This is a genomic window from Streptococcus sp. F0441 (assembly GCF_000314775.2).
In the GTDB taxonomy this organism is placed as follows: Bacteria; Bacillota; Bacilli; order Lactobacillales; family Streptococcaceae; genus Streptococcus.
On record NZ_KB373321.1, the window covers coordinates 1,663,588 to 1,687,068 of the forward strand.

The 23,481-nt window shown below is 40.2% G+C and carries 27 protein-coding genes and 2 tRNA genes; all 29 read right to left on the reverse strand.

Annotated features, from left to right (window positions below):
* Entirely contained in the window at positions 1–609 is a 609-nt protein-coding gene (locus HMPREF9188_RS08180) for a hypothetical protein (protein WP_009730545.1), read from the reverse strand.
* Positions 599–808: a hypothetical protein gene (locus HMPREF9188_RS08185; RefSeq protein ID WP_009730546.1), complete on the reverse strand. Its 210-nt coding sequence runs from the start codon at positions 806–808 to the stop codon at positions 599–601. Before HMPREF9188_RS08185 ends, HMPREF9188_RS08180 begins: the two co-directional genes overlap by 11 nt.
* Complete coding sequence (locus tag HMPREF9188_RS08190; protein ID WP_009730547.1) at positions 805–4,425, reverse strand: phage tail spike protein; 3,621 nt, start codon at positions 4,423–4,425, stop codon at positions 805–807. The genes HMPREF9188_RS08185 and HMPREF9188_RS08190 overlap by 4 nt, the downstream gene beginning before the upstream one ends.
* The gene (locus tag HMPREF9188_RS08195; protein WP_009730548.1) at positions 4,422–5,123 is read right to left on the reverse strand and encodes a hypothetical protein; all 702 of its coding nucleotides are present in this window, start codon (positions 5,121–5,123) and stop codon (positions 4,422–4,424) included. Before HMPREF9188_RS08195 ends, HMPREF9188_RS08190 begins: the two co-directional genes overlap by 4 nt.
* Positions 5,123–9,415: a phage tail tape measure protein gene (locus HMPREF9188_RS08200; RefSeq protein ID WP_009730549.1), complete on the reverse strand. Its 4,293-nt coding sequence runs from the start codon at positions 9,413–9,415 to the stop codon at positions 5,123–5,125. Before HMPREF9188_RS08200 ends, HMPREF9188_RS08195 begins: the two co-directional genes overlap by 1 nt.
* A gap of 12 nt (positions 9,416–9,427) precedes the next feature.
* Positions 9,428–9,571 carry a hypothetical protein gene (locus tag HMPREF9188_RS10515; RefSeq protein ID WP_033588935.1) on the reverse strand — a complete coding sequence of 48 codons (144 nt, stop codon included), beginning with the start codon at positions 9,569–9,571 and terminating at the stop codon, positions 9,428–9,430.
* Positions 9,572–9,618: 47 nt separating this feature from the next.
* Positions 9,619–9,957 carry a hypothetical protein gene (locus HMPREF9188_RS08210; RefSeq protein ID WP_009730550.1) on the reverse strand — a complete coding sequence of 113 codons (339 nt, stop codon included), beginning with the start codon at positions 9,955–9,957 and terminating at the stop codon, positions 9,619–9,621.
* A 107-nt stretch (positions 9,958–10,064) separates the two neighbouring features.
* Positions 10,065–10,619, reverse strand: coding sequence for a major tail protein (locus HMPREF9188_RS08215; protein ID WP_009730551.1), 555 nt, complete (start codon positions 10,617–10,619; stop codon positions 10,065–10,067).
* Positions 10,620–10,623: 4 nt separating this feature from the next.
* Positions 10,624–11,070 carry a hypothetical protein gene (locus tag HMPREF9188_RS08220; RefSeq protein WP_009730552.1) on the reverse strand — a complete coding sequence of 149 codons (447 nt, stop codon included), beginning with the start codon at positions 11,068–11,070 and terminating at the stop codon, positions 10,624–10,626.
* Positions 11,071–11,442, reverse strand: a complete 372-nt coding sequence (locus tag HMPREF9188_RS08225) for an HK97-gp10 family putative phage morphogenesis protein (protein WP_009730553.1) — start codon at positions 11,440–11,442, stop codon at positions 11,071–11,073.
* Positions 11,439–11,786, reverse strand: coding sequence for a head-tail adaptor protein (locus tag HMPREF9188_RS08230; protein ID WP_009730554.1), 348 nt, complete (start codon positions 11,784–11,786; stop codon positions 11,439–11,441). The genes HMPREF9188_RS08225 and HMPREF9188_RS08230 overlap by 4 nt, the downstream gene beginning before the upstream one ends.
* Positions 11,786–12,088, reverse strand: coding sequence for a head-tail connector protein (locus tag HMPREF9188_RS08235; RefSeq protein WP_009730555.1), 303 nt, complete (start codon positions 12,086–12,088; stop codon positions 11,786–11,788). The genes HMPREF9188_RS08230 and HMPREF9188_RS08235 overlap by 1 nt, the downstream gene beginning before the upstream one ends.
* A 167-nt stretch (positions 12,089–12,255) precedes the next feature.
* Positions 12,256–13,425, reverse strand: a complete 1,170-nt coding sequence (locus HMPREF9188_RS08240) for a phage major capsid protein (RefSeq protein WP_009730556.1) — start codon at positions 13,423–13,425, stop codon at positions 12,256–12,258.
* A gap of 36 nt (positions 13,426–13,461) precedes the next feature.
* Positions 13,462–14,136: a head maturation protease, ClpP-related gene (locus HMPREF9188_RS08245; protein WP_009730557.1), complete on the reverse strand. Its 675-nt coding sequence runs from the start codon at positions 14,134–14,136 to the stop codon at positions 13,462–13,464.
* Complete coding sequence (locus tag HMPREF9188_RS08250; RefSeq protein WP_009730558.1) at positions 14,093–15,322, reverse strand: phage portal protein; 1,230 nt, start codon at positions 15,320–15,322, stop codon at positions 14,093–14,095. Before HMPREF9188_RS08250 ends, HMPREF9188_RS08245 begins: the two co-directional genes overlap by 44 nt.
* 62 nt (positions 15,323–15,384) lie before the next feature.
* Entirely contained in the window at positions 15,385–15,966 is a 582-nt protein-coding gene (locus HMPREF9188_RS08255; RefSeq protein ID WP_009730559.1) for a hypothetical protein, read from the reverse strand.
* A 204-nt stretch (positions 15,967–16,170) separates the two neighbouring features.
* Positions 16,171–17,913, reverse strand: coding sequence for a terminase large subunit (locus HMPREF9188_RS08265; RefSeq protein ID WP_009730560.1), 1,743 nt, complete (start codon positions 17,911–17,913; stop codon positions 16,171–16,173).
* Positions 17,914–17,938: 25 nt separating this feature from the next.
* Positions 17,939–18,009, reverse strand: a tRNA-Trp gene (locus HMPREF9188_RS08270).
* 223 nt (positions 18,010–18,232) lie between these two features.
* Positions 18,233–18,700 carry a phage terminase small subunit P27 family gene (locus HMPREF9188_RS08280; protein ID WP_009730562.1) on the reverse strand — a complete coding sequence of 156 codons (468 nt, stop codon included), beginning with the start codon at positions 18,698–18,700 and terminating at the stop codon, positions 18,233–18,235.
* Between the two features lie 221 nt (positions 18,701–18,921).
* A complete protein-coding gene (locus HMPREF9188_RS08285; protein WP_009730563.1) occupies positions 18,922–19,257 on the reverse strand; it encodes an HNH endonuclease in 336 nt (111 codons plus the stop codon).
* A 63-nt stretch (positions 19,258–19,320) separates the two neighbouring features.
* A tRNA-Lys gene (locus HMPREF9188_RS08290) sits at positions 19,321–19,393 on the reverse strand.
* A gap of 256 nt (positions 19,394–19,649) precedes the next feature.
* On the reverse strand, positions 19,650–20,069 hold the full coding sequence (locus HMPREF9188_RS08295; protein WP_009730564.1) for a DUF1492 domain-containing protein: 420 nt from the start codon (positions 20,067–20,069) through the stop codon (positions 19,650–19,652).
* 74 nt (positions 20,070–20,143) lie between these two features.
* On the reverse strand, positions 20,144–20,401 hold the full coding sequence (locus HMPREF9188_RS08300; RefSeq protein WP_009730565.1) for a hypothetical protein: 258 nt from the start codon (positions 20,399–20,401) through the stop codon (positions 20,144–20,146).
* 42 nt (positions 20,402–20,443) lie between these two features.
* Entirely contained in the window at positions 20,444–20,932 is a 489-nt protein-coding gene (locus HMPREF9188_RS08305; protein ID WP_009730566.1) for a YopX family protein, read from the reverse strand.
* Entirely contained in the window at positions 20,929–21,132 is a 204-nt protein-coding gene (locus HMPREF9188_RS08310; protein WP_009730567.1) for a hypothetical protein, read from the reverse strand. The genes HMPREF9188_RS08305 and HMPREF9188_RS08310 overlap by 4 nt, the downstream gene beginning before the upstream one ends.
* Before the next feature lie 130 nt (positions 21,133–21,262).
* Complete coding sequence (locus HMPREF9188_RS08315) at positions 21,263–21,802, reverse strand: restriction endonuclease subunit S (protein WP_009730568.1); 540 nt, start codon at positions 21,800–21,802, stop codon at positions 21,263–21,265.
* Positions 21,799–22,716, reverse strand: a complete 918-nt coding sequence (locus HMPREF9188_RS08320; protein ID WP_009730569.1) for an N-6 DNA methylase — start codon at positions 22,714–22,716, stop codon at positions 21,799–21,801. Before HMPREF9188_RS08320 ends, HMPREF9188_RS08315 begins: the two co-directional genes overlap by 4 nt.
* Complete coding sequence (locus HMPREF9188_RS08325; RefSeq protein ID WP_009730570.1) at positions 22,713–22,973, reverse strand: DUF1372 family protein; 261 nt, start codon at positions 22,971–22,973, stop codon at positions 22,713–22,715. The genes HMPREF9188_RS08320 and HMPREF9188_RS08325 overlap by 4 nt, the downstream gene beginning before the upstream one ends.
* On the reverse strand, positions 22,970–23,479 hold the full coding sequence (locus tag HMPREF9188_RS08330) for a DUF1642 domain-containing protein (protein WP_009730571.1): 510 nt from the start codon (positions 23,477–23,479) through the stop codon (positions 22,970–22,972). Before HMPREF9188_RS08330 ends, HMPREF9188_RS08325 begins: the two co-directional genes overlap by 4 nt.
* Between the last annotated feature and the right edge of the window lie 2 nt (positions 23,480–23,481).

Genomic DNA, 23,481 nt, shown 5'->3' on the forward strand with positions numbered 1-23,481 from the left:
TTACTCAATACGTGGCATGACCACAGTCAGAATGCCCTTCTGCAACATTTCGGCAAGAGCCTGTTCTTTCCAAGTGTACCCCTCAGATGGTTGCATCTGGAATTTCAAGATAGTTGGTGTTTCCTTCGGCCACTTCGGATTCGTGTCGTAAGGGTAAGGCATTGATACGATATCACCGTTCGAGTAGCGACGGTCCTTAACAAGTGGCTTGATGAACTGAGCAACCTTGCTATAAGTGTTCGTGGTCATGCCACCATTCTGGCCAATTGCTAGAGCAATGAGAACTTCAGTAATTGCTGAGACGTTATCAAGGTTCTCTATGTTAGCAGTCAAGTCTGTATTTGTTTTCGCAAGAGTCTGTACTGCTTGTTTAATCTCAGCTTGCGCCTTCACGATTGCTGAACCTGGATCTAGTTCAGCCTTGATAATATCCAGCACGGCCTGAATCAAGACGTCCTCTTGATCATTCGTTCGGTCACCTGCAAGCTCACGCATGTTCGTACTGTAACGAGTACCGTCCGACAAGCGAATTTCAACCACAGTCTTGAGATTATCCCCCAAACCACGAGTATAAGGCTTGCCTGCCAATTCATAATTGTTAATTGCCATTTGTCATTTGTCCTTTCACTTCTTCAAATTTTGCTTTGAGTTTTTCGTCAGAGTCAATGACTTGCTTCATCTGCTCGAGCTCCATAGCGGTTACTGTGTAGAGTGCTTCTAGCGTAGCTGATTGAGTGGCTTCATTACTGATTCGCTCGCTTAGTGATTTAATTGTTAAAGTGCTGATTTGTTTATCTTGTTCGTTCATGCTGTTTTCTCCAATTTTTCTATTTTGTGATTTAGTTCTTGAATGGCCTTGATCAAATAAGGCACAAGTTCAAACGTTCGATAAGAGTATGCGCCGTCTGGATTCTCGTAAAACGCTTCAGGAGCGTACTTCTGGACATCCTGCGCCATAATACCGCAAGAAATGTCCTCAATTCTTCCATCGTATTCTTTGCGATACCTGTATGTCTTCAAATTTTTGACTACATCGAGACCTGAAACTGTACTAGCTTCGATATTATGCTTGTAACGACGGTCTGAGATTTCTTTATTCATCGGGATCCAGTCGTATTTTGAACCAGCGTAATAGAGGTAAAGATAGTCATTCGAAGGCTCAAAATTTAAGTACTTAGACGAGTGAATCCAGTAGCCAGATTTTCCTGAATTTTCATTGTTGTAGTAAATATAGCCTGTAACTCGTAAATCGCCGTGAATGACTGGAGTGTTCCAAAAATGAGCTGTATTATAGCAATACATTGCGCCTGATTCTTTAACAAACCAAGCATATTTTCCTGGACTTTCCCAAGTGGTTCCCCAATTCACCCAAAGAGCCGTTTTGCCCCAGCTACCAGCACCGCTGCTCATTCCTACATAAAACTGATTTTGACCAGTTAACCAATAAGTATGTGGGTCCTTATCGTGCGTACCAATCTGGAATCCACCGATTTTCCCTTTGTAACCTTCAAGCAAGGTTGCAGATACTACGACAGACCTAAGCTTGTTGATGAAGGCTTCTTTAGCAGCAAGAGTATCCGTGAAGATATCGCTTGAAACGAACATCCGAGCCATTGCTTGGTCCATCACGAGCTTGTCTGCTGTGATGGTCTTTGAAGCAATAATCTCAGCGTTCAGCTTAGCAAACTCACCCTCACCCACAAACAAGCGCTTGAAGTAACCATCAATGGCCGTTAATTCATCAAGTAAGGTCTTACCTTTCAAACGGATTTTCTCAGCTTCAATCAAAATTTGATTGTTCGTTGCATTGATTTGAGAAACGATTGAACCTGCGCTATTGATGTTCTGAACTGCCCACGAGCCAGCGAGTTGACTCTGAACCGTGCGGATTGCTTCATCCGTGTCTTCAGGAGCTTCGGTGTAAGGTGTTGCATACGAGCCTTTTTCAAGTTTAAGTCCTGCAACATAAAGATTTGTGTTTTGGTTAAGTCGTTCTACGCGAGGGAAGATGAAGCCGTTTGCAGTAATCTTGAAGGTAAATGAGTAACGTTTCCATTCGCTTGTTATAGCGACCGATGTTTCAGATGGAACGCCCCACCCTTTATCAACAGAGCCATTTTTATTAACATAAAAATTTACTGTGTCGTTCTTCCAGTCGCTCTTCATCCACAAGCTGAATGTATAGATTCCCCCAATTTTTGCATCAATCTCTTGTCCAACACCATTCCACGAATTATTTTTAAATAAGACATCACATCCTTGATACTTGTCTGAATGTTTTTTCCAGCCAGCAGCCATATTTTTCCAATCGCCTGAAAAGTTTTTTGAGCCTTTCAACAAATTTTGACCATCGCTAGCATTCTTAGCGATTTCAACTTGAAACAACTGGTTAGTCAATGCCATACGAGCGACTTTATCAGCAATATCCGACTCGCTACGACCGATAATACGCTCATAGAGCTTGCTAGTCTCTTGCACTCGCTGAAAGTCGAGCAAGTTAGCTTTGCCAGCGATTTGAGATGTGATATTTGCGAATTGGCCGTCTACTGTCTGCTTGTATTGAGCTATCTTTGTAGCAATATCATTGTTCGTCTGAGTGGTAATCGTGCTAAATCTACGCTCTAGACCTCTCACATCCTCTTGATAAGTCGTTTTCCCAACGTAGTCCCTTGTGACCAGCTCACGGACTGCTGTCGCTTGTCGTGCGCTCTCTTCTCGAGTGTATCTTCTCAATGCTTCTTGTCGCTGACTATCTTGACCAACATAGCTCTCGACTGCTGACATTTTAGCAGATAGGCCATCAGCTGTTTTCTGAAATTCTGTTTTAGCTAGAGTGATTTCACTTTTAGCGCCAGAAATCAAATTATTCGTATCCGTTTTTAGCTTGGCAAATGTCTCTGTCAGACCAACTACATCTTGTCTAACCTCTGATTTCGTCGCAAAGCCATTCATCTGTCCAGTCATGCGACTAAGAGCCTCTGTGGTCGTTCTGCGATGTTCTGAAGCTTGATTGACCTCACTTGTGACCGTCCGTTTCAGAGCGTCCAAATCACCCGACAGAGCCGTTTGAGCGCTCGTAGCTTGTGACTTAAATTCTTCAAGTTTAGCGATAGAGTCCAGACCAATCCGCTTCGCTTCCTGAGCAAGCAGGCTGCTGGCGCCAGCGTTTCGCAATGCTTCCTCGGCTCTACGCTTGACCTCTTGTAGAGGACCACTGTTGAAACTACTGAATCGCTGGTCAATAGTGTCAGAGAGTTCTCTCTTGACCTCTTCGGCTCTGGCTTTGGCAGCGTTGAGACCATCTGTGAATTGATTGACTAACTCTTTTTTCTGCCTGTCAAAAGCGAGATCCGCATTCTTGAGTTCTCTGGCTAACTGCCTTTCAAAATCATTTTGAAGTTGTTGCGCTTCACCCTTGACGGCATCACTCACTGCGTTGCCAATTGCATTCGCAAGACCTGACTTAAACTGGCCAAAGCCGATTGAAATCAGCTTCTTTGCCATTGGCGAATAGGTGTACTTGGTGATTTTCTTGCGCACATCCAGATTGTATACCTCATGAAACAGACTCACAATGTCATACATCTGGACAGGCACGTCACTCTGGCCGACAACTTCAAGCTCAAGGCTATCTTCCATCATGTCACAGAGCGATGTCTTGAAATACTGTTCGCCATATTTTCGTAAGCTTGCTTCGTCTTTCACGTCCTCGTCATTAACCTCAATCACATCTTCGTAGATTTGACTGTACTTATTAATGAGTGGGCTATCCACGACCACGGAAAACTTGCGATCAGGCGCTTTCTCTCCCTCACCTTTGACAGTAGTCTTGAAGGTGATTCGAGTCTTTAAAGACTTGGTAGAGGTCTTGTGCTGATAACTAGATAGGTTTTTCTTGTACATAAAAAGCGATTCATTCTCTGAACCGCCATTTTTGAGTAATCGAACCTGATAACCATGACGAACAAGGTCGCCACCCCATTGGCCAAGGATGGAATGCTTGTCTTTCGCGAATGCTTCCATGGCATTCTTAGATCCAACATTGAAGGTATGTCTATCTTCAATATCAGAGAAGAATGAGAATGGATTATCACGAGTGATCGCACCAGCAAAACGACTGAGAGCAGTCGAACCAGTCGCTCTATCAAGAGCAAGCGAACTGACCACATAGTTATTTAAGAGAGTGAATACTTGGTTAGCATAGACCTGAATATAGCCATGCTTCTTCTCAACCTCGAAAATGACAAAATCCTGTTCACCGTGAAGGTCATCAGCCGTTAGGAACGTTTCCTCCTTCAACTTCTCCCACAATGAATCCGAAGTCGGAAATCGGAAGGTCAATTGGTAGGTGCTATTATCCTCTTGAACAATTTCATCCGCATAAGCAGCATTCAGAGGCATATTCCCATTTGTTAAATAAATCAAATCTTATACCTCCAATTCGGTCGAATAGTAATCTTACGAACATTTCCAGTAAACGAAACACCTGCCTTACCAGTCGGAATTTCCAAGAACCCTCCACGCTTACGAAGGGTGTTCTGGACTGCTCCGGTTGCGTTGCAGATGTTCTGCTTGCCTTGCCTACAGTCAATCGTAGCCTTGGTCTTAATCGCAAGATACATGGTCTTACGGCCAATCGTAAGGGAGATATCACCATCTCCCTCGATTTCGATGATTGGCTCAGAATAAATCGTCCCAGGATTGTTGATTGTGCCGGATGCAGTAAGGACAACAGGATCTACGTTCTTCTGATAGCGGAATGGTTGCATGTCTAGCTTAATCGCTAATTCCCATCCATACATCCCTTTGGGAATGATTTCAGTATCTAAGAAATCGGCATAGAAAAACGAATCTGGTTGATAGCTAAATTCCAAACGATTTCCAACTGGTTGGAACTTTTCGACCAAAGTTGCTAAATTTGAAAATCGTTCGAAAAACACCCGAATGGTTCTCTCGTAATTATCAAAAGCGCCATCTTCCTGATTATAACTTCCATTCATCCCATAAAGCTTCAATTGCTCTGAGAAACGAGGACTGGCAGAATGAATTGTGCCAAAATCAGTCACTACGCAGTTTTTGAAACTGGATGTTGAAAAATCATTTATTTTTAAGTAATTCGCCATTAAATCCCCTCCCTTCTCATAATATTGCCATGGTAACGATAAGAATTCTCGGCCATTACTTGACCGTCTAGATAAGTATTGAAATCCTTGTCTAATAATTTGCCAAGCAAATTCTCCACGCTTGCTTTTAAGCTAACCAATTCAGTCACGATTGCTTGACTGCTATTGCTGTCTGAATGATTATCAAAACTACTAGTGGAGGATAAAGATTTCGAATAATTATAGATTCTGTTTCTAGTATTGATTTCTTGAAAACGCCGGGTTAGATGAGAAATTTTAGTATCTTCAAATCCAATACCTTTCTCATAATTTGGAATACCCAAACGGTTCATCAAACTACGCGTTTTACCAGCTCTCATGACCTTGGTTCCAGGCGGCAATGGCAAGACCACGTTTCGCCCTTCAGGAATAAACGATGTGCCATCAGGCAATGTAATCAATTCCTTGTAAAGCGTACCACGTTGGTCATTGACTGTAGCAAGACCACCAGGGTGATTGTCCGTACCCTTGGCATGTTGTTCGGTAAAGTGCCGTGTGATGATATCAATAAACTTAAACGCTGGTAAAGAGCTTAAAGATGCCCACACGCTACTGATTACTCCACCTGTTTGGTTTTGTGCATTGATCCCAATCGGGCTATTTTGTTTAACAGCATTGACTGCGTTACTTGCAGCATTAGCCTCGCCCTGCGTTTTATTCGTAGCATTGATATCAATTGGAAAGTTTTGCTTAATCGCATTGATTCCAGCACTTGCAGATGCTGATTCTGGACTTGTTAAATCTGTTGCGTTAATGCCAATTGGTGTTTCTTGTTTTGGAGAGTTAACATTTAACATTGCACTACCAACGGCAGCGCTCGTATTATCTACCGCATCCAAAGATTTCGTCTCAGCAGATGCAAAATTCCAAGCCGTAATCTTATCGATAGATAACTGGCCATTGTTCAAAACATTCGTAGGATCAGCTTTCAAATCTTTTGTAAACGGTGTGGTCGCATTCCAGGTCGTCAGAGTATCAGTTGACCGAGCGACTACCTTTCGGACACTTTCATCATTGGCCAGCAACTCCTTCTGTTTTGGTTTTAGAGCTTCATAGTTAGACAGAGCCTTTGAGGCTTCCTCCGCCTTGTTCATGATGTCTGTATTCTTCATGAGAAGTTCTTTGACTTCCGCTGGCATGCTGTTCCATGTTTTAAGATGAGTTTCACTATCAAAGATAGCTTGTAGCCCAGCTTGGTTCTTGACAATCACTTGTTTCTCTTCGAGAGTCATGTCTTTCCATTTACCAGATTCGACAAGAGCCTCAGCAATAGTCACACGAGCATTTGAGTTGATATCCGCAGTTTTAGCTATAAACTGCAATTGTTCCCAACCTTCAGCAGATTTAGTAGCCTCTCCAATCACTTCCTTAACATTAGACTTGACTTGGAAATTTCCGTTCTTATCAATGTTACCGACGAGCAACGACCAGGCATCGTTAGCCTCTTTCACTTCCTTGCTCATATCACTTGTATATTTAGCAAGGATACTATGGGAATCACCCATTTTTTGAGAAGCTTCTGCTGCTTTCTGGCCAATCACCTCATAAGATAGCCCGTATTCTTCTAGAACTTTCTTGGCTTCTTCCCAGTAGTTCCAGCTTTGCCCAGTTCGTGCTTTTACTTTTGCGTCAAGATTCTGCATAACTTGATAATACTTAACGCCCAAAGCTTCCATCGTTTGAGTATGATTAGCTTCTAGAGTTTGCATTTTCTTGTTATAAGTTTCCTGATCAATAGCCTTTCCAGCCAACAACTCTTTTAACTCACTCTTTGAGTTTTCATAGAGTTTCTTTTCCTCGTCGAGGGCCTTTTTTAGAACATCTTTTGTATGATTTAACTGAGTTTCATTCAGATTTCTGACATCGCCATTCAAAGCTTGTAAAGCTGCCTTCTGTTGCTCAGCTGACAAGTCCATCATCGAGAGTTTTGCCTTAATCATCTCATTCTGATTGTTCAGGATGATTTCTTTCTCCTCTTGAGAGAACTTGCTTGCATCTCCGTTATGACGTTGATAAATCTCATTAATTTGATTCATCATGGACTCAGTATTAGATACGACCTGGGCATTTTTTTCTTTTGCTTTCGCAATGTCTTCTTCACTGAGACCCCACTTAGCGCCCAACTCTTCCATTCGTTTGTTGGTCTTATCTGCAGCAGCAGCAACTTCTTCATAAAGCTTTTTAAAGGCTCCAGATACCTTTTCAGCGTCTCCAGCACGAGTTCCAAAGTTTGCGACAGCCGTACTGGTTTCATCAACAGTCTTTTGAAAACTTCGCAATTCTCCACGAGCAGTATCGCTCAACTGAGAACCAAACTCCTCAGTCTTGATACGAGCCTTGTCTTTCTCGTTTCCAAAATAAACAAGTCCTGCAGTTGCTAGAGCAATACTACCAACTATCAATCCTAAAGGATTTGCAAGAGCGCCAAATGCACCAGATAAAGAACCAGCGCTAGTTGATGCACCTGCCATTGCAGTTTCTGCTGCTCCCGCTGATCCAGCTAAAGCATTCAACCCAACTGGTAAATTTGCAAGATATTTAGCTGAACCGCTTAAAAATCCAATGCCTTTTGACAAACCACCGATAACCTTCACCAAACCACCGATGACTGAGATGCCACCACCTAACAACTTCAAAGCAGGGCCTAAAGCGGCTGCCATTAATCCCCATTTGATGATATTTTGTTGTTGTTCTGTTGATAGTGAGCTGAACTTTTTAGCTAAATCAGCGAGATTGTTTAACCATGGTTTGACTGCGTCAAGACCACTCCTAAGAGCCTTGATTAGTGGTTCACCAAATTCAATAGCTAAGTCAGTCACTTGGTTTCTGAACATCTTTAATTGAGACTCAGTGGTCTCATAACGCTTATTCGCTTCATTAGTTAGAGCAGTATTATCTTTCCATGCTTGGTTAGACCGTTCGACTGCTGCGCTCATTTTATCCGATGATAAGGCCAGAGATTTAAGCATATTTCCTTGTCTAACACCAGTCATGCCTAATTTCATCAAGATTGCGTCCATATTCGCGCCTTGCTCACGGGCCGTATTAAGACCTTTAATAAAGGCTTGCAAAGCTTCAGCGGGTTTCTCTTTCCACGCTTTTTGGAATTCCTCTGATGTTGTTCCTGCTACTTTAGCAATCAATGCCAAATCATCTGCTGAGTCTTTAGTGGTTAGTGAGACCGCATTACCAATAGCAGTGAGTGTCTGAGTCATGGCTGTTCCACCAGCCTCAGCTTCAATCCCTACACTACTCATAGCAGTTGCAAGACCTAAGATTTCAGGAGCAGTTAGTCCAGCAAGTTTGCCGCCTGCCGCTAACCGGTTCGTCATCTCAACAATATCTTTTTCAGTTGTTGCGAAGTTGTTACCCAAGTCAACAACAGATGCCCCAAACCGTCCATATTCGTCCGATGTTAGACCAAGAATGTTTGCGATCTTTGCGATTGCAGTTGCAGCTTCTTCGGCGCTCAAGTTAGTTGATTCTCCCATATCAATCATGGTTCGCGAGAATGTAAGGATATCCTCTGCCTTGATACCAAGTTGTCCTGCTACTTCTGCTACATTTGCAATTTGAACTGCACTAGCCGGCAATTCTTTAGCCATTTGACGAATACCGTCTGATAGCTTTTGATAAGATACAGATGCGGTCTCATCTACCGTTTTCTTAACTCCCGCAAATGCAGATTCATAATCAATTGCCGCTTTCACTACAAGACCAGCTCCTGCTACAATCGGAGCGGTTACTCCACGGGTTAAAGCAGAACCAAAACCAGAAATGTTTTGACCCATTTGACTGATTTTATTTCCAACTTCCTGTGCGCCCTTACCGAATTTAGTGAAGGCACTATCGTCGATATAAGCTCGTCTCATAGAACTAGCCAATTGCTCGTAGCGATTTTGCAATTCTGCAACTTTAGCAGCAGTCGCAGTCATACTGGCACTTGCTTCAACTAGCTTTTGCTTTTGTTCAGCAGTGGCAGTAGACACATCTCCAATACTAGCTTTTAATTGATTATATCGTTCGCTCTGTGAACTCAATACTTTTTGATATGAGCTAAGAGCTGAACCAGTTTGCGATAAAAGGCCTTTTAAGTTACTGACATTTTTACCAGCTCCCTTAAAGTTGTTCTCCATGGCTTTTAGGGAATTATCGACACCTTTTAGATAAGTTTTCAACCTCCCGACGTTTGACTGAAAAGGAGCGACATCTAAGGTTGCTGTGGCGACTAATTCACCAATATTACTTGCCATTCATTCTCCTTTCTATCCAAAAAGGAATGGAAAGGCCTTATCAAGGGTCGTCTCTTCTTCCTCTTTGCTTTCTTTGATTTCTAAAGCCTGCACCATCAAATCAAAATCTGAAAGTCGCATGCTTTTAATGTCATGGATTGTATATCCTTGACTCATTAGCGATTGAACCCAAACTAATAAATTATTTTGAGCTTCTTTAGGGCTTAGCCCTTTTTCTTCTTTTTTTCCTTAGTGGTCTCTTTTTCTGCTTGTTTTCCACCGAGTGCTGCAAGATAAAGATCATTCAAGGTTTCGAGTGTTTCAACACTTGCTCCTTTCAAATCGTCCGCATCGAACTGCTCACCGTACATTTTTACGAACATATCAAGATACGCTTCATTCAACTCACGATGTTTAGCAGGATTTAGCAAATCTTCCTTGTTTTCATACAATGAAGTTTGTCGAACCTGGTGTTCTAAAGCCAACAGGTTGTCTTCTACGTTCACGTAGTCTTTTGAAAATTCCTTCAACACACCTGCTTTTTTAAATTTAATTTCAAACATTATTTACTCCTTAAAATAAAGGCTTGGAATAACCAAGCCCTTTTCTTATGCATTTTGTCCTACTGCGCCTGATTCAGCGGTTACTGTTCGTTCAGAACTAGCACCGCTTACGACTTTGGGAAAACCAGCTTACGGAATTCAGCTTCTTGGAATTGTGGGTTATCTTCACGACCCACCACAATTACAAGACCTTCATCTTCGTCACCGCGAGCCACAAAGCTACCAGATACCGTATCGTTTTTAGGATCTGGTGAACCGTCTTTAGTTTCCAAATCCATCCCTGGAAGCGAGAACTTACCTTTGAGAAGACCTACCCAAATACCTTTACCATCATCACCAGTTGTACGGAACAAGCAAGCGATATCGTTTGGCGTCATCTTCTTGCTGTATTTTTCCATTCCGTTTTCTACTGCGATGCCATAAAAATCCTTGCGAGCATCGCTGCCCAAGTCCAACCATGATACTTCAAGAGTTGTTCCAGTGATACCAGACGACAATACCACGTATGGTCCATCATCTGCAGCGATTGTGTTCAATTCATTAGTGATGTCGATTTTAGCCGTCCTAATTCCTGGAATTTTTTTAGTTTCCCCTACGACGAGATTTTGAGCGTTCAATACCCCGTATTCAAAACCACGTAAGCCAAATTTAACTTTAGTCATTTATTTATTTTCCTTTCATTTCTTCGAGATCCCCCCAATCAAAAAAGCGATATTTTCGGACGTTCATTAACAATCCAATATCGTCATCCATGTATCGAGGCTTCTCATTCGCTGTGTAGCGTTCAAACCCGCTACCTTCTAGTACCGCATCCATTCTTTTAGCGATTTGGCCCGCTTGTTTAGCATTCTTACACCAAAAGTTGATTGTGATGCGTTGCTCCATTGAGATGATTTTATCATCTGCATATTTGTGAGGTGCTTCATAAGTTAAATAAATTCTTGCAAACGGAGCAAGTTCTTTTTGCTTTAAGTTTGTAGGCTTTTCAGGAATATCATAAGTAAAGATACCTTGTTTATAACCTGGAAACTCTTTGCCTCTAAACTGATTGAAGAGTTGATTTAACTGTTCATCTGCTACCAAAAGTTTATATGCTTCGGTTTCAGCAATCATTTATTTTAACACCTCCCTTATTTTTTGTTTGTATATTTCTTTAGCGCGAGGAGTGACTGCATTGATAGTCTTTTCCTCGAAGTCCTGTGCTTTTTGATAAATCGTTCCGCTATCCGGGAACTTAGCACGCCAACCAGTCGACCGACCAAAACCAATATCTTTTGAAGGAGCGTCTCCCCCTCCTTTGAAATTACTGATTCTTATATCTTCGCTCAATCGAGTTAAAGTAGGCTCATCAGATACAGGAGTATTTACTTCAAGCTCTTTCTTGAACTCTTGAGCAACTTCAGTCACAGCCTCACGAGCAACACGAGGCGCTTTTGCTTCAAGTATCGTAAGATTTTTAAGACAAAGATCCAATCCTTTCGTCATGACACCATCACTCCCTTGATTAAATCAATTTCCTTGTTAGCATAGTCACGTTCAATAGCAATGATTTGATATTCATTACCATCAAATTCTACATAACATGAATTGTCAAAAGGCAGTTTTGGTTGATGACGAATTAAGAATGTTTTGGTGTCTTTGTGCTCTGACAACCCACTAGCTTTCGTGACCGTTGCATTTTCGCGAAAATCTTTGATAGAGGTTTTAGATACTTCTGCCCAGCAAGTATACAAGTCCTTTCTTTCGAAATCTAGCACCTCTCCATCTTCATTTTGTCCACCTACTCTTTGAAAAAAAGTAATGCGGACATTCATGTTACGTGTCCGCATTAACTTTCCTTCCTGGTTCTAAGTTGATGAATAATGTTCAGAACGCCATTTGCTAATGGATAACGCATGGTGTCCGCTGACATCCCTCGATGTTCGTACTCTTCCTTGACTTGCTTTTTGACAGCTAGTCGGAATTTCGCATAGGACTCTAAGTCTTCAGGTTGCAGTTTGTTATCGATAGCGAAACAAATCTGCTCTCTAGCTGACTCGATAAGTTCAAGTAGTAACTCATCTTCAAAGTCATAGTCGATTTTACAATACAACTTAACTTCTTCGAGAAAACCATTCTTTTTAGGTTCCATGGCTCTAACCTCCGATCAAGGCTAATAGTTGCTCTTTAGTTTGAGTTGCTGTGTAAGAAATTCCTTTGCTATCTAAATAATCCATAATTTCTTGCTTGGTGCTACTTGCGGTTGGTACTGCTAATGCTGTTTCTGACCGTGAGACACCCCCACTAACTGGGGGAGCCTTAGGGCATAGTTACAAAGTAACCAGCTTTAGCATCTGCTTTCTTCACATCAAAGCGAACAACTGCTTGCAAGTATTGACCATAGATCTCATTGTCAGTCCAGCGAAGACCCAATTCTTGACGGTCAGCAAAGAGTACAGCACGTTGTACATCACCGATAAAGGCTTTAGCTTCACCAGCTACACCAAGCATTGTATCAGCAACTACGAATACTGGATGTCCAAGGAAGGCTTTACCTGATGCAGAAACAATAGAGTCCTGGAGCAAGTAGCGGCCGTTCTTGTCTTTCAAAGTGTCCAATTTTTGGTAGAAACTTTGTGAGACTACAAATGAAACGTTGTAAGCTGGGTCAAGGTCAACATTCAAAATAGCCTTGATTGCATCCAAGTCTGTTGCTTGTTTTTCTTCAAAGGTTTTCAAAATAGTACCGATTACATCGTTAGTAGTGTTAACCTTGATTTGGTTAGCTGCTTCAGCAACAATAGCAAGCAAGTCAACATCTGCATCGTCAATCGCTTCTTGTGAAAGTGGGATAGCTCCACGGTAAGTCTTAACTTTCCAAGCAACATCTGTAAAATCAGGCTTAGCAAGAGCTGGGTTCTTCTCCAGTTCTTCTACGCTTGCCATCTTAGATGTTGCGTGTTTAAGAATTGGATATGAACCTTCACCTTTAGAAGCTTTGTGAACTGTCACAAATTGTTTAAGGTCGATAACAGTCTTAACTTCACGGATTGGAGTAGTAACAATTTCTTTGCTAGTTACTTTTCCAGTATCTGTTTTCTTCAATCCATCCTGAATTGGATTTACTGCTTCATTCATAGGAATGAGAAGGTCTTTCCCTTCAAGTTTCAAGTTAGCATCTGCAACTGCACCTTTAGTACGTACCCATTCGTTTACAGAATCACGGTAAGTTTTACCTTCTGCTTTTACTTCGTGAGTTGCACCAGATGCATGCGCTCCAGTGCCTGCTTCTGCGATTTCATAAGCCTTCAAGTTGTTTTCCACTTCTTCTTTTTGTGATTTCAAAGCATCGATTTCAGCACGCACTTCACGAGCTTTTTCAAGATCGTCAGAATTCAAAACAGATTTCAATTCATCTGTCTTAGCTGTAATTTCAGCACCGATATTAGTAATCTGCGCTTTAAGTTCTTTCATTTTTTCTTTAAACATAGGTTGCTTTCTCCTTTTGGGTATAAAAAAGAGAGCTTAGAGCCCTCTGAGTAATTCTTCTTTTTCGATTTCTCGTAGCATGTTTTGGATTTCTGACTTGCGCTTGCTACGGTTAGCGTAAAAGTCATCAATAACTGCTTGTGGTAACAGTCCGTTCTCTAGACTCGCTACCGCACCGACATCATCAAAGGTCATCACTTCATCCGCAAAGCCTTTTTCAACTGCTTCACTGGCTGACATGAAAGTCTCGTTTCTCATCATATCGATGATAACCGATTCTTCTAATCCAGTTTTTGCCACGTAGGCATTCACAATAGCCTGGTCGCTAGATTTCAGTGCATTAGAAGCTTTGTCTAAATCATCACTGTTGCCAGATACATAGCCATACAACGCTTTATGAATCATAATCTGCGCCGTTGGACTAATAAGTACCTTGTCAGCTCCCATAATTGCAACACTAGCAGCGCTTGCTGCCATTCCCGTTACTTCCACGGTCACATTCCCTGGATAGCTTTTTAAAGCTGTGTAGATTTCACTTCCTACAGTCACTAACCCACCGTTTGAATTAACTTCCAGAACGATATCGCTTTTGTCTTCTGGGAAAGAATCTGTAATAGATTTAGCGCTGACTGCTTCCAAACCGAAGTAGTCATAAGCTTCTTGGCTATTATTCGGAATCAGTGGACCTTTCATCTTGATTCTCTTTGGCATCCCTTGTCTCACCTCCTTTCATTGATTGATATTCTTCTTTCTTATCCAAGAAGACATAGTTCAAACTTGACTGGTAACGATCCATGTTTGGATCAGAAGAACGTTCCTTACCAAGTTCGATTAAAGCTTGATTTGGTGTCAAAATTTGATTGTTTACAAGTTTTACAATCTCGTCTACATTTCTACCAGTCACGCTACGAGTATCAAAATCAACACGATACTTCCTGCGCTCTTCATCACTAAATACTTTCAAAGCAAGTTCGCTCGTGATTGCATCAAAATAGAACGGAAGGTCATTGGTTACATAGTCTTCAGTCAACTGTGCAACAGATTGGTTAGGACTGTTCACTCCCAATTTAAAACTAGGAACTCGCAAAGCCTTGGCAATCTGAGCAGTGGAAAAGTTATTCGATGTGATCAATTGCAAGACATTCGTATCAATTTCAAGTGGTGTATATTCCTGGGTATCATCAAATACCAGAGGGCTGCCACCAGTTGAGCCTTCACGCATCTTCTCGAAGTCCATACGAGCCTTTTGCCTTGCTTCACCATTCAACTGAGCGCCTTTTAACTTGATAATTCCACTCGAGAAACCATCCCTAAAGAATTTAATCAAGGTATTCAGACCACCGTTTTGCAAGCTGATTTCATCGCCTAACGATAGCAATGGAGAACGCCCTAAGATAGTGTCATGGCTAAAGAACTTCCAGTGAATAACCTCGCCTGCTCCACAACGAATTTCCCGGCCATTTAATCGATCTCTGAACGTGTAAATCAATTCGTGGTCATCAGTCTCCTCGACAGTCGTTTCAGACGGTCTAAAGAATTGAAATTCTAATGGTTTACCACTGATTGGATCACGCAGAATACGAGAGAATGAATTACCAGTCAAAATTGTATTGACGGTCATCGCAAACTTCCATTGTCTTGCTGATGTATTGCTTGTGGATTTAACATTCAGTAGATAATTCATATCTTCATCTTGTTCGATATTCCCCATTAAATCCTTTTTCAATAATGGAAACCGAGCAACATCACCAGCTATAATAGATACTGCAGTCAAGACATCGCTATTCTTTAAAGCAGATATACCAGTATATTCAGGACTTGAATTACCAGAGATGACCGAAGATACATAATCGTCATAAGATAGTTTTGACGAACCTAAAGATTGAAAAAAAGTCATTTATTTTCTCACCTCCTTTCTGTTTTTGAGCATAAAAAAAGCACCAACAGGTGCTAACGTAATTATTTCCAGAGGTATTTTCCTATTTGCATAGAGAAATCTGAAGAATTATTTTTTGGTAGGTTGTAATTCAAAAAGAATACAGCATTCGACTTTGGTGACACTTCTTTAACTTCACCTTGGCCTGTTAATCCTGAAACCTCTTGCAATCCAATATAATTCAACGCTTCATCTCCAGCCTTTGCTACAAATTCTTTCGGGTTGAAACTGGATTTTCTGTCAGTATTGTTTTCTAAAATAATTGCGACAGTTACTTTCCCGTCAGCTATATCCATCCCTCTTACTTCGATACTTCCTTCTTCAAATGTTATTTTCTCACCAATTTTTTTAGTCAAAATAATATCGTTACTTGAAGATGACTCAGTATTTTCTTGAGAGTTAGAGATATTATAGATATCTTTATCTTTCGAACTATAATACAAATTATGCTTTGCCAATGCATTTGTCAATTCAACATAATGTGAATCGACTACAAAAACCATAATCATAAGAAAAAAAGAAATAAATCCAAACAATATGGTAGTCCAGAATAAAGGCTTTTTATAAACTGGACGTTCTGGTTGTTTAACTTGTTCTTTTGTCATGATAAAACCTCCTAAAATTAGTTCATTATATCAAATTTTGTAAGGCTTTTCAAGGTTGTTTTGTTTTATCAATGTACGCTCCGAGAAAACAGAGAATCAAGCCTGTAGCTATATATCCTATTACGTCCCCAATCAAGAACAAACCGTAAATCAAAAACATTAAACCGATTAACAATAAAATTGTGTGAATATGTTTCAATAACTTCAAAATAGCGAACCTCCTTCCAAGATTTTTTCGTTCGTCCAGTAACCTGTCCCGTCGAACGGTTCCAGATAACAAGCAGCATACGCATCTAATAATGCATCCAAAGGGTCGATTTTATTACTGTTTTTATTTTTATCAATCCTCATACCGTTATTATCAACTCTGGTATATGCATTATTGATTGCCATTGTTAGCAACTGATTGCCACTATGCTTGATTTTACCTTGACGGACATCATCGCGGAATTGCTTTGTGGGCATATTCAAAACCATAGTGGTTTGTGGTATCTGGACTAGTGGCCATTCTGGGTGTCGTTTCTCTATCATAGTTAATAGCGAACCGAATTGATAAGGGTCAAAGTAAACACCTTGTAACTCCCAATCGTTCCCGTATACCATTTCTTCAATCTTCTCAAGAACACGCTCATCATCGATAACCCCGCTCTCAAGCGTTGTTATCTCACACTCACCCATTCTTTCTAAGTTTGTATAAGACACACCGTCTCGCTTTTCTTTTGCTATCAAGCCATATTTAGTAGCCACGAAAGAAAAACTATCTGCATACCAATAGTCATCCATCATGACCATAGGAGAAATAGAGAATAAGTCGCTGGATCTACCAACATCGACTCCTAACCAAACTCTACGCTTTCTGGTGTCGGGCGCTTCAATCTTAGCTTTTGCCCAGCTTTCTTTATCCATGTAAGACTCTTCAGATGATTGACGCCACATATTGTAGTTTTTAACCAAGACCTCATTCACAGCCCCTGTCTCTAGAGATACCTTTCTACGATTTCGCAAGTAATTCATGATTTTATCGTAAAGTGCTGGCACCTCAAGGATTGGATTTGATTTTATCCAGTTCTTTTCGTCTGCAATCTCCTCCTCGTTATCTTGCTCTGCGATAAAAGCGAAGTATCCATCATTTTCTACTTCCTCATTCAAGATTTTCTCAATATAAGGATATTCAATCGTGTGCATCGGGACATTGAGATCGAGTCCCGCCGTGGAAATAATCAGAATTAGCGGATTGTCCAACTGGCCTTGACCAGATTCCAAAAGTTCAATCATTTCATTTGTTTTAGATGCTGCGAACTCGTCCAACACTCCGACATATGGTTCAAAGCCATCTACAGCCCCTGTATCGCGACTTAACGGACGGATATAGGATTCGTCCACCAAGTTTCTCAATTCTTCTCTGACCCGCTTTGTGGCCTTCCTGACATCCTCATCTTGTGCCCTCAACGCGTCCAGTTGCTTCCGAGCCATCTCAAAAGCGATTTTAGCTTGAGTTTTATCATTTGCGGTACAAAAAAGCTGTCTAGACATTGCTGGATTGTGGCCAAACAAAAACTCATAAAGTAAAATACCTGCCACAAGAATTGTCTTACCATTCTTTCTGGCCAGACTGATTAATGCTTTTTTAAATCGCCTTATCGATGTATCAGACTTTTTTCTCCAACCGTACAGACTTGATAAAATGAATTTTTGAAAGTCAGCCAGTGGATATGGTTTGCCAGTTTTGACATCTGGTAGTATTTCAATAAAATCTATTGGATTTTGTGCCATATTCGGGAAGTAGTCGTAATCGCTATTGGGAATTTTTACTAAATCTCGCAAGTGTCGTAAGCATGCTTTATAAACTTTCTTACTGACAATACGTTTCCCATCGATTACATCTTTTGCATATTCGTATGCTACATCATGATATTTTTCATGGATACAAGAGTAATCGTATGCCATACTTTACCTCCTTTCTAGCACGTAACAGACCGTGTAGGAATCGAACCCACGACTACAAGGTTGGAACTTATCATGTTGCCACTACACCAACGGCCTAAAATAAAAAAGAGGGAATTTCCCTCTAATATAAAAATCACTTCATTTTACCAACCATATTTATTGTCAATCTAGTAAGCTCCCCAGAATTCCAATCAATACTGTAGCTAGTTACTCCATCTAACAACTTTCCGTTTAATACGATTCGTCCACAATCAGTTGAAAATTCATTCAACTTGTAATGACTTTTTTTCTTCAGATATCGTGGTCTATACCTCATTATCTATCCTCCAAATTTATCAAAAATACTCTCTTTCTTTTCTTCAACTTGTGGCACATACAACTTCATGCGACTGTCCACCGTCAATCCTAACTGAGATGCTGCTTTCATCAAGTTAGTTGTGGCACGCTCTAACGTATACAACATTTTGTTTGGAACTACCGAGCCTTTTTCATTCTCGTAGACATAACCTTTTTTCTGCAATCCGCGAGATACCTCTTTGTAGACTGCATACCAGGTGCAATACGTTTCTAAAACAGCCCGATCTAGATTTCTTAGGGGTAGCTTTCGCAAATCATTGATCACTCGTTTATATTCTGCTTTCGCAATCGGATCAAAGTGCTTTGGCGGTGTTAGTTGTAATGCATCCAAACCATCCGAAGCCTTCTCCTGTATACTTTTGCGAGCGATTTTCTCTTCTTTGGTCATGTGCTTTTTGTTGCTTTCGACAACCTTCATTTTCCGTCCCATTTCTGCCTCCTTTACACCCAATTTTATAACTTCCAATATTTCAAAAAGGGAATTTTTCGTACAGAAGAGGGCAGCGTTCTTATATCCGAACAATACCTACCCCCGTTTTAAATAAAAGGGGGTATTTCCGTATGAATTACAGTGCATCCCTGACCGATTCGCCCTTTTGTATTCTATTTTCGTTCGCTTCTTGATATCTATTCTTATCATTTATTGCACAATCAATAAGAATACTTCTCTTTGATTGCTTTCTTATCATTGCATTTCTTACAACTTGCTTGAAGATTACTTCGATCTAATCTTCTTGACCAATCTTGTTTAATACTAATGATATGGTCAGTCATAGTAGCTTCGTCGCCACACATCGCGCAGATATAGTCAGCTTCAAGCAAGACTTGTTGACTTGTTCGCTTCCAAATTGTTGAGTTATAGAACTGCTTAACCTCTCTATCATACTTCCAACGAGTACGATTGTACTCAGTATACTCATTGTTTCGTTGATCATAGTCCACTGAGGTTCTTCTGCCTCCGAATATTGTAAGTTTTTGCGGTTTCATCATTCCCTCTCTTTCAGAGATAAAAAAAGCCACACAATATGTGACTTGATGCAAGACCTCTCATAAGAACAACAGGGCTCGAACCTGCAACCAATAGATTAAAAGTCTATCGCTCTACCACTTGAGCTATGTTCTTACTGCAAGCTGACTACGGACTTGCTTGTTAATCAGAAATCTATTTTGAAATACTTTCTTTTTTAATTTTTTGTAGTCATTACAACCTCTGAGGGAATCAAACCCTCTAGCTTATAACTTATCCGGAGTATAATTAGCTACGCAATCATGCAAGGTCCAGTCGCTACTGCCGACCATCTTAATAAGTTTTGGGTATCATCTGCTACAGCATTTGATACTACCATTTTAACAGATTTTAGACTTCATGCGCACTCACTTTAGCTCACTTTGTCTATGATAGTCTCCTCTAGTTCAGACTCAGCCTGTTTGCGTAATCTGTAATAAGTTGCCTTACTTATTCTCAAATTGTCGCAAATATCCTCAATGTAGGTCTTGGTAATGTAAGTCATTCTAAGGACAGACCTGCTTTTTGGATTTTTAAGCCTATTGATCATTCTACCTAATTCAAGCTTTCTGTTAATAACTTCCTTGGTATCCTGTTCTATAGCCTGTTTCATCACTACAAGCTGAGTATAGACGTCATCAACTTTTCTAGCTTGACCACCTTGGACTTTAACGTCTGTCCACTTGGGGCTTGAGAGCAAACCCGCCTCAAGCTCATTGATTTCATCTATACGGCTTTGAATGTCCATGTCCAGATCCTGCAACTCTTTCAAGAGCTCTTTAGCCTTGTTCACTCTCTATCTCCTTTGTGGTATAATAATATTGTGTTAATTATAGCTGAGGCAGAGAATGTCTTGGCTTTTTTATTTTACAAAAGGCCCACCACAATACACATCAAAGCCCAAAGGACAAGATACCAGTAAATAACTTTTCCCAGGACCTCCAACCAAGATTTTTCTGTATCACCTTTCAGATTTCCAGTAATCGCAGTAATGAGCAAATCAATTCCGACAGCCTGCCAGAATGTTATTCTCTGGATTTCAAATGTTGCTGCAATGATGTTGTTCCAACCGTACTGAATGACTACTCCTGCTAACCACAGACTGATAAATAAGGTTAGTATCATACCTAAGCAACCGCCTAGCCTAACACTTGTGGTAAGGAGTCTTTATTTTCGTTTTTCATTTATTACCTCCAAAATATCTTTATTTTCAAAGATATTGCCGATGATTTCAAACTCAAAGTCTTTACTCTTTATCAATTCAGCGAAAGTAAGATGTTCATCTTCCATTCGTATGAATAGAGATGATTCGGGATATTTAGTTTTCCCGAACTCAAAACAAGCTTCACCTCTCACCACTTCAACGAAATTGATACCTTCTACTGAGCCATCTACATAACCCTCGTAACAATATTCAGCCCACTCATCATTAAATTTTAGGACATCCCCCTCAAAGATTTCCTGACTATTCTTGTCAAGGATTCCTGTTGATAGCATGATGCATTCATAATCATCAAAATATAACCAATCTTTTTTCTCTTCGATCCAAATGATAGGACAAGTCCAGTTTTCGTCATCTGTGTCACAATTGCCTACCATGATTTTATAATTCATTTCGTTTCGCGCTTTATCCCACGCTCTAAATTTTGGTATCATCCCAAACCCTCCTCATCTTCTATTCTTATCAAAGCTCTTTCATTCGGAAAATGTGTTTTGTGATATTTTTTTGAGTAAATTTTTAAGGAGTCTAAGCTAATGCCAGTGTATTCACTTATCTCGTACAATGTTCCTATTGTTACAAACCTATCTCCTGCGTACAAAGCCCAATCGTGATTCCATTTATCGTCAACTACCATTCAATCCCCCTTTCTACTCTTTTGACTAAGCATTTACTACAAATGCCATTTTGAAATATACAATCATAATCTAACTTTTCTTCCAAAAGAAAAACTTGCTTACAATCTTCACAATCTAACTTATTGTTGTTCATTTTTCTCCTTCCAAAGCTGTTCCGATTTTTTCATTGTAGTAACTCAAAACCTTACCTTCTAGCATTTTAATTTGTGTGATATTGTCTATAAAAAATTCCAAATCTGCACTCATTTCGTCCAACAACTTAACAACCTTTAACTGATATCTCATATCAGGGACGTCAATCTTTATTTTTGACAATCTAGCTACTGATAAACCTGGTTGATTATCTCCGTCTGCGCATCGCTCTATTTCTTCACGCTTCATCAACAGCCAGTGGAATAAATATCGCTTATCTATCATTTCTTTTGGCTCAACTTTAAAGCCACCTTCATCTATCCAAAATGGATCTCGATGGAAATAAACTGCGCCAACTGTGCCCTTACGAGTCAAGCGGATTGTGTCGCTCTCACAATTGAATTTATCTGTAGTTCCCTTTGCTTTCATACCAGCGCCATAGATAAAATACGGCCCATCCGTTACTTTCGTTCTAGTACCTGAAATAAACTCGCAAACTTCTAGCAATCCGCACGTTGTTATCTTATCTGGTTTCATTCTACTCCTACTGCAAAATTGTACATCAATAAGTAATCGTCTAAAACCTTATGACATTTTGTTATGAAAGATTTTAAATCAACATCTGCATTGAAAAGCTGAATCAAAATCAATTGACTAGCTAGATGTTTTTCAAGATGATTGATTGCCATTTGATCTAATTCAGCATTTACTTGATCAATGTCTATTTCTTCTTTCTCTACAGGCTTGCTGGGTGCTACCCATCTAAAATCTGAATCTAGCGTATCAGATTCTTCATATTCAACATTTTTGGTTTTACAGTCATATATCTCTTTTGAAATTTCAGGACTATTTTTTTCTTTATCAATGACTAAGAAAATCACGTTGATAGATGTATCTTCAAATCCATTTTGAATCACGTTTAATTCAACAAGGTTATTTCCTACCAACTCTCTCATTTTCTTTTCAGATTGACGGTAAGCAATTCCGGGGAACATGATATAGAATCCGTATCGTTTCGTGTAAGTCAGTGACTTCAACAGAAAAATATCATCAACAACACCTGATTTTTTCCACGGATACAATTCTTTAATAGCCTGTTGGTCTTCTTCTGGTAAATCTTTCAATTTCAGAGAATAAGGTGGATTCATTGCAATCGCATCTACTTGTATATCTGATTGATAAGTGAAGAAACTCTGATTATGTACGACTGCATGAGGAAAATTTGTTTTCAACGCTTCACAACTTTCCTGCTGAATTTCTACCGCATGAAAATCAGTCATACTGATAAACTGCTCCAACTGGCCAGAACCTGCAGCACCATCAAAGACAGATGCATTCTCACCGCAATATTGTTTTACTTTGTTTGCTAAGTATTCACGTAGCGGTTTCCCAGTCACGTACTCAGCGAATTTATTGGCTTTCTGACGGTTATTATGTTCAACGAACGTCATATTCTCACCTCATCTCCAATTTTCACCTTATCATAGACTTCTTTCGTAATTACGAAAATGCCGTAGTTCTGTACTGTGATTGTGTACAGGTCGCCAATCTTCTCCCTGTGGATGACTCTGCCTTTAATTTCTGCGCCTTGATTATCAGCTTTATAGACGATAATTGGGCGCTTTTGTTCTAGTTCTGCAATCCTGCCCATCTGCCAGATGTTCAATCCAGCAGAGACAAGAATCCAGATCGCGATAAATCGTTTCAATCTGTGACCTCCTCAATCTCAATCCCTAGGCAATCAAATACCCAGCCGAACCCAGCTTCTTCAAGTTCTTTGCGGGTGTGGTGTTGTCTAAAAAAATTGTATTCTTGTTCTCTACCCAAAAACCAAGTCTTATCATATGGATGATATTTCAAAATAATATAACTAGGGTTAAACCCTTTAAACTTCACCAAATACCGCTTCTCTTTTTCGACCTCGTAGCCGAAAATCCAAGCAAGACAGAATTTTTCGATATTGCCTTCGTAGAACCAACCAGGGACTTTCTTGTCATAATGATCTTCAATTGTTCTCATTGCGCCGTAAACATGAAAGTTGTTTTTCTTTTTAAATTCTATAAATTCCGCCACAAACTGCGGAATTTGGACTTTCTCGGGTTCGTCTAGTTGTTCTAAGTCTTGTAGAAAAATTTGACGGGCTAATTCTGCACCTTCAGCATCCCATACACCCTCAAGTTTTTTATACTTCTCAATCAATCGCTGTACATTCATCT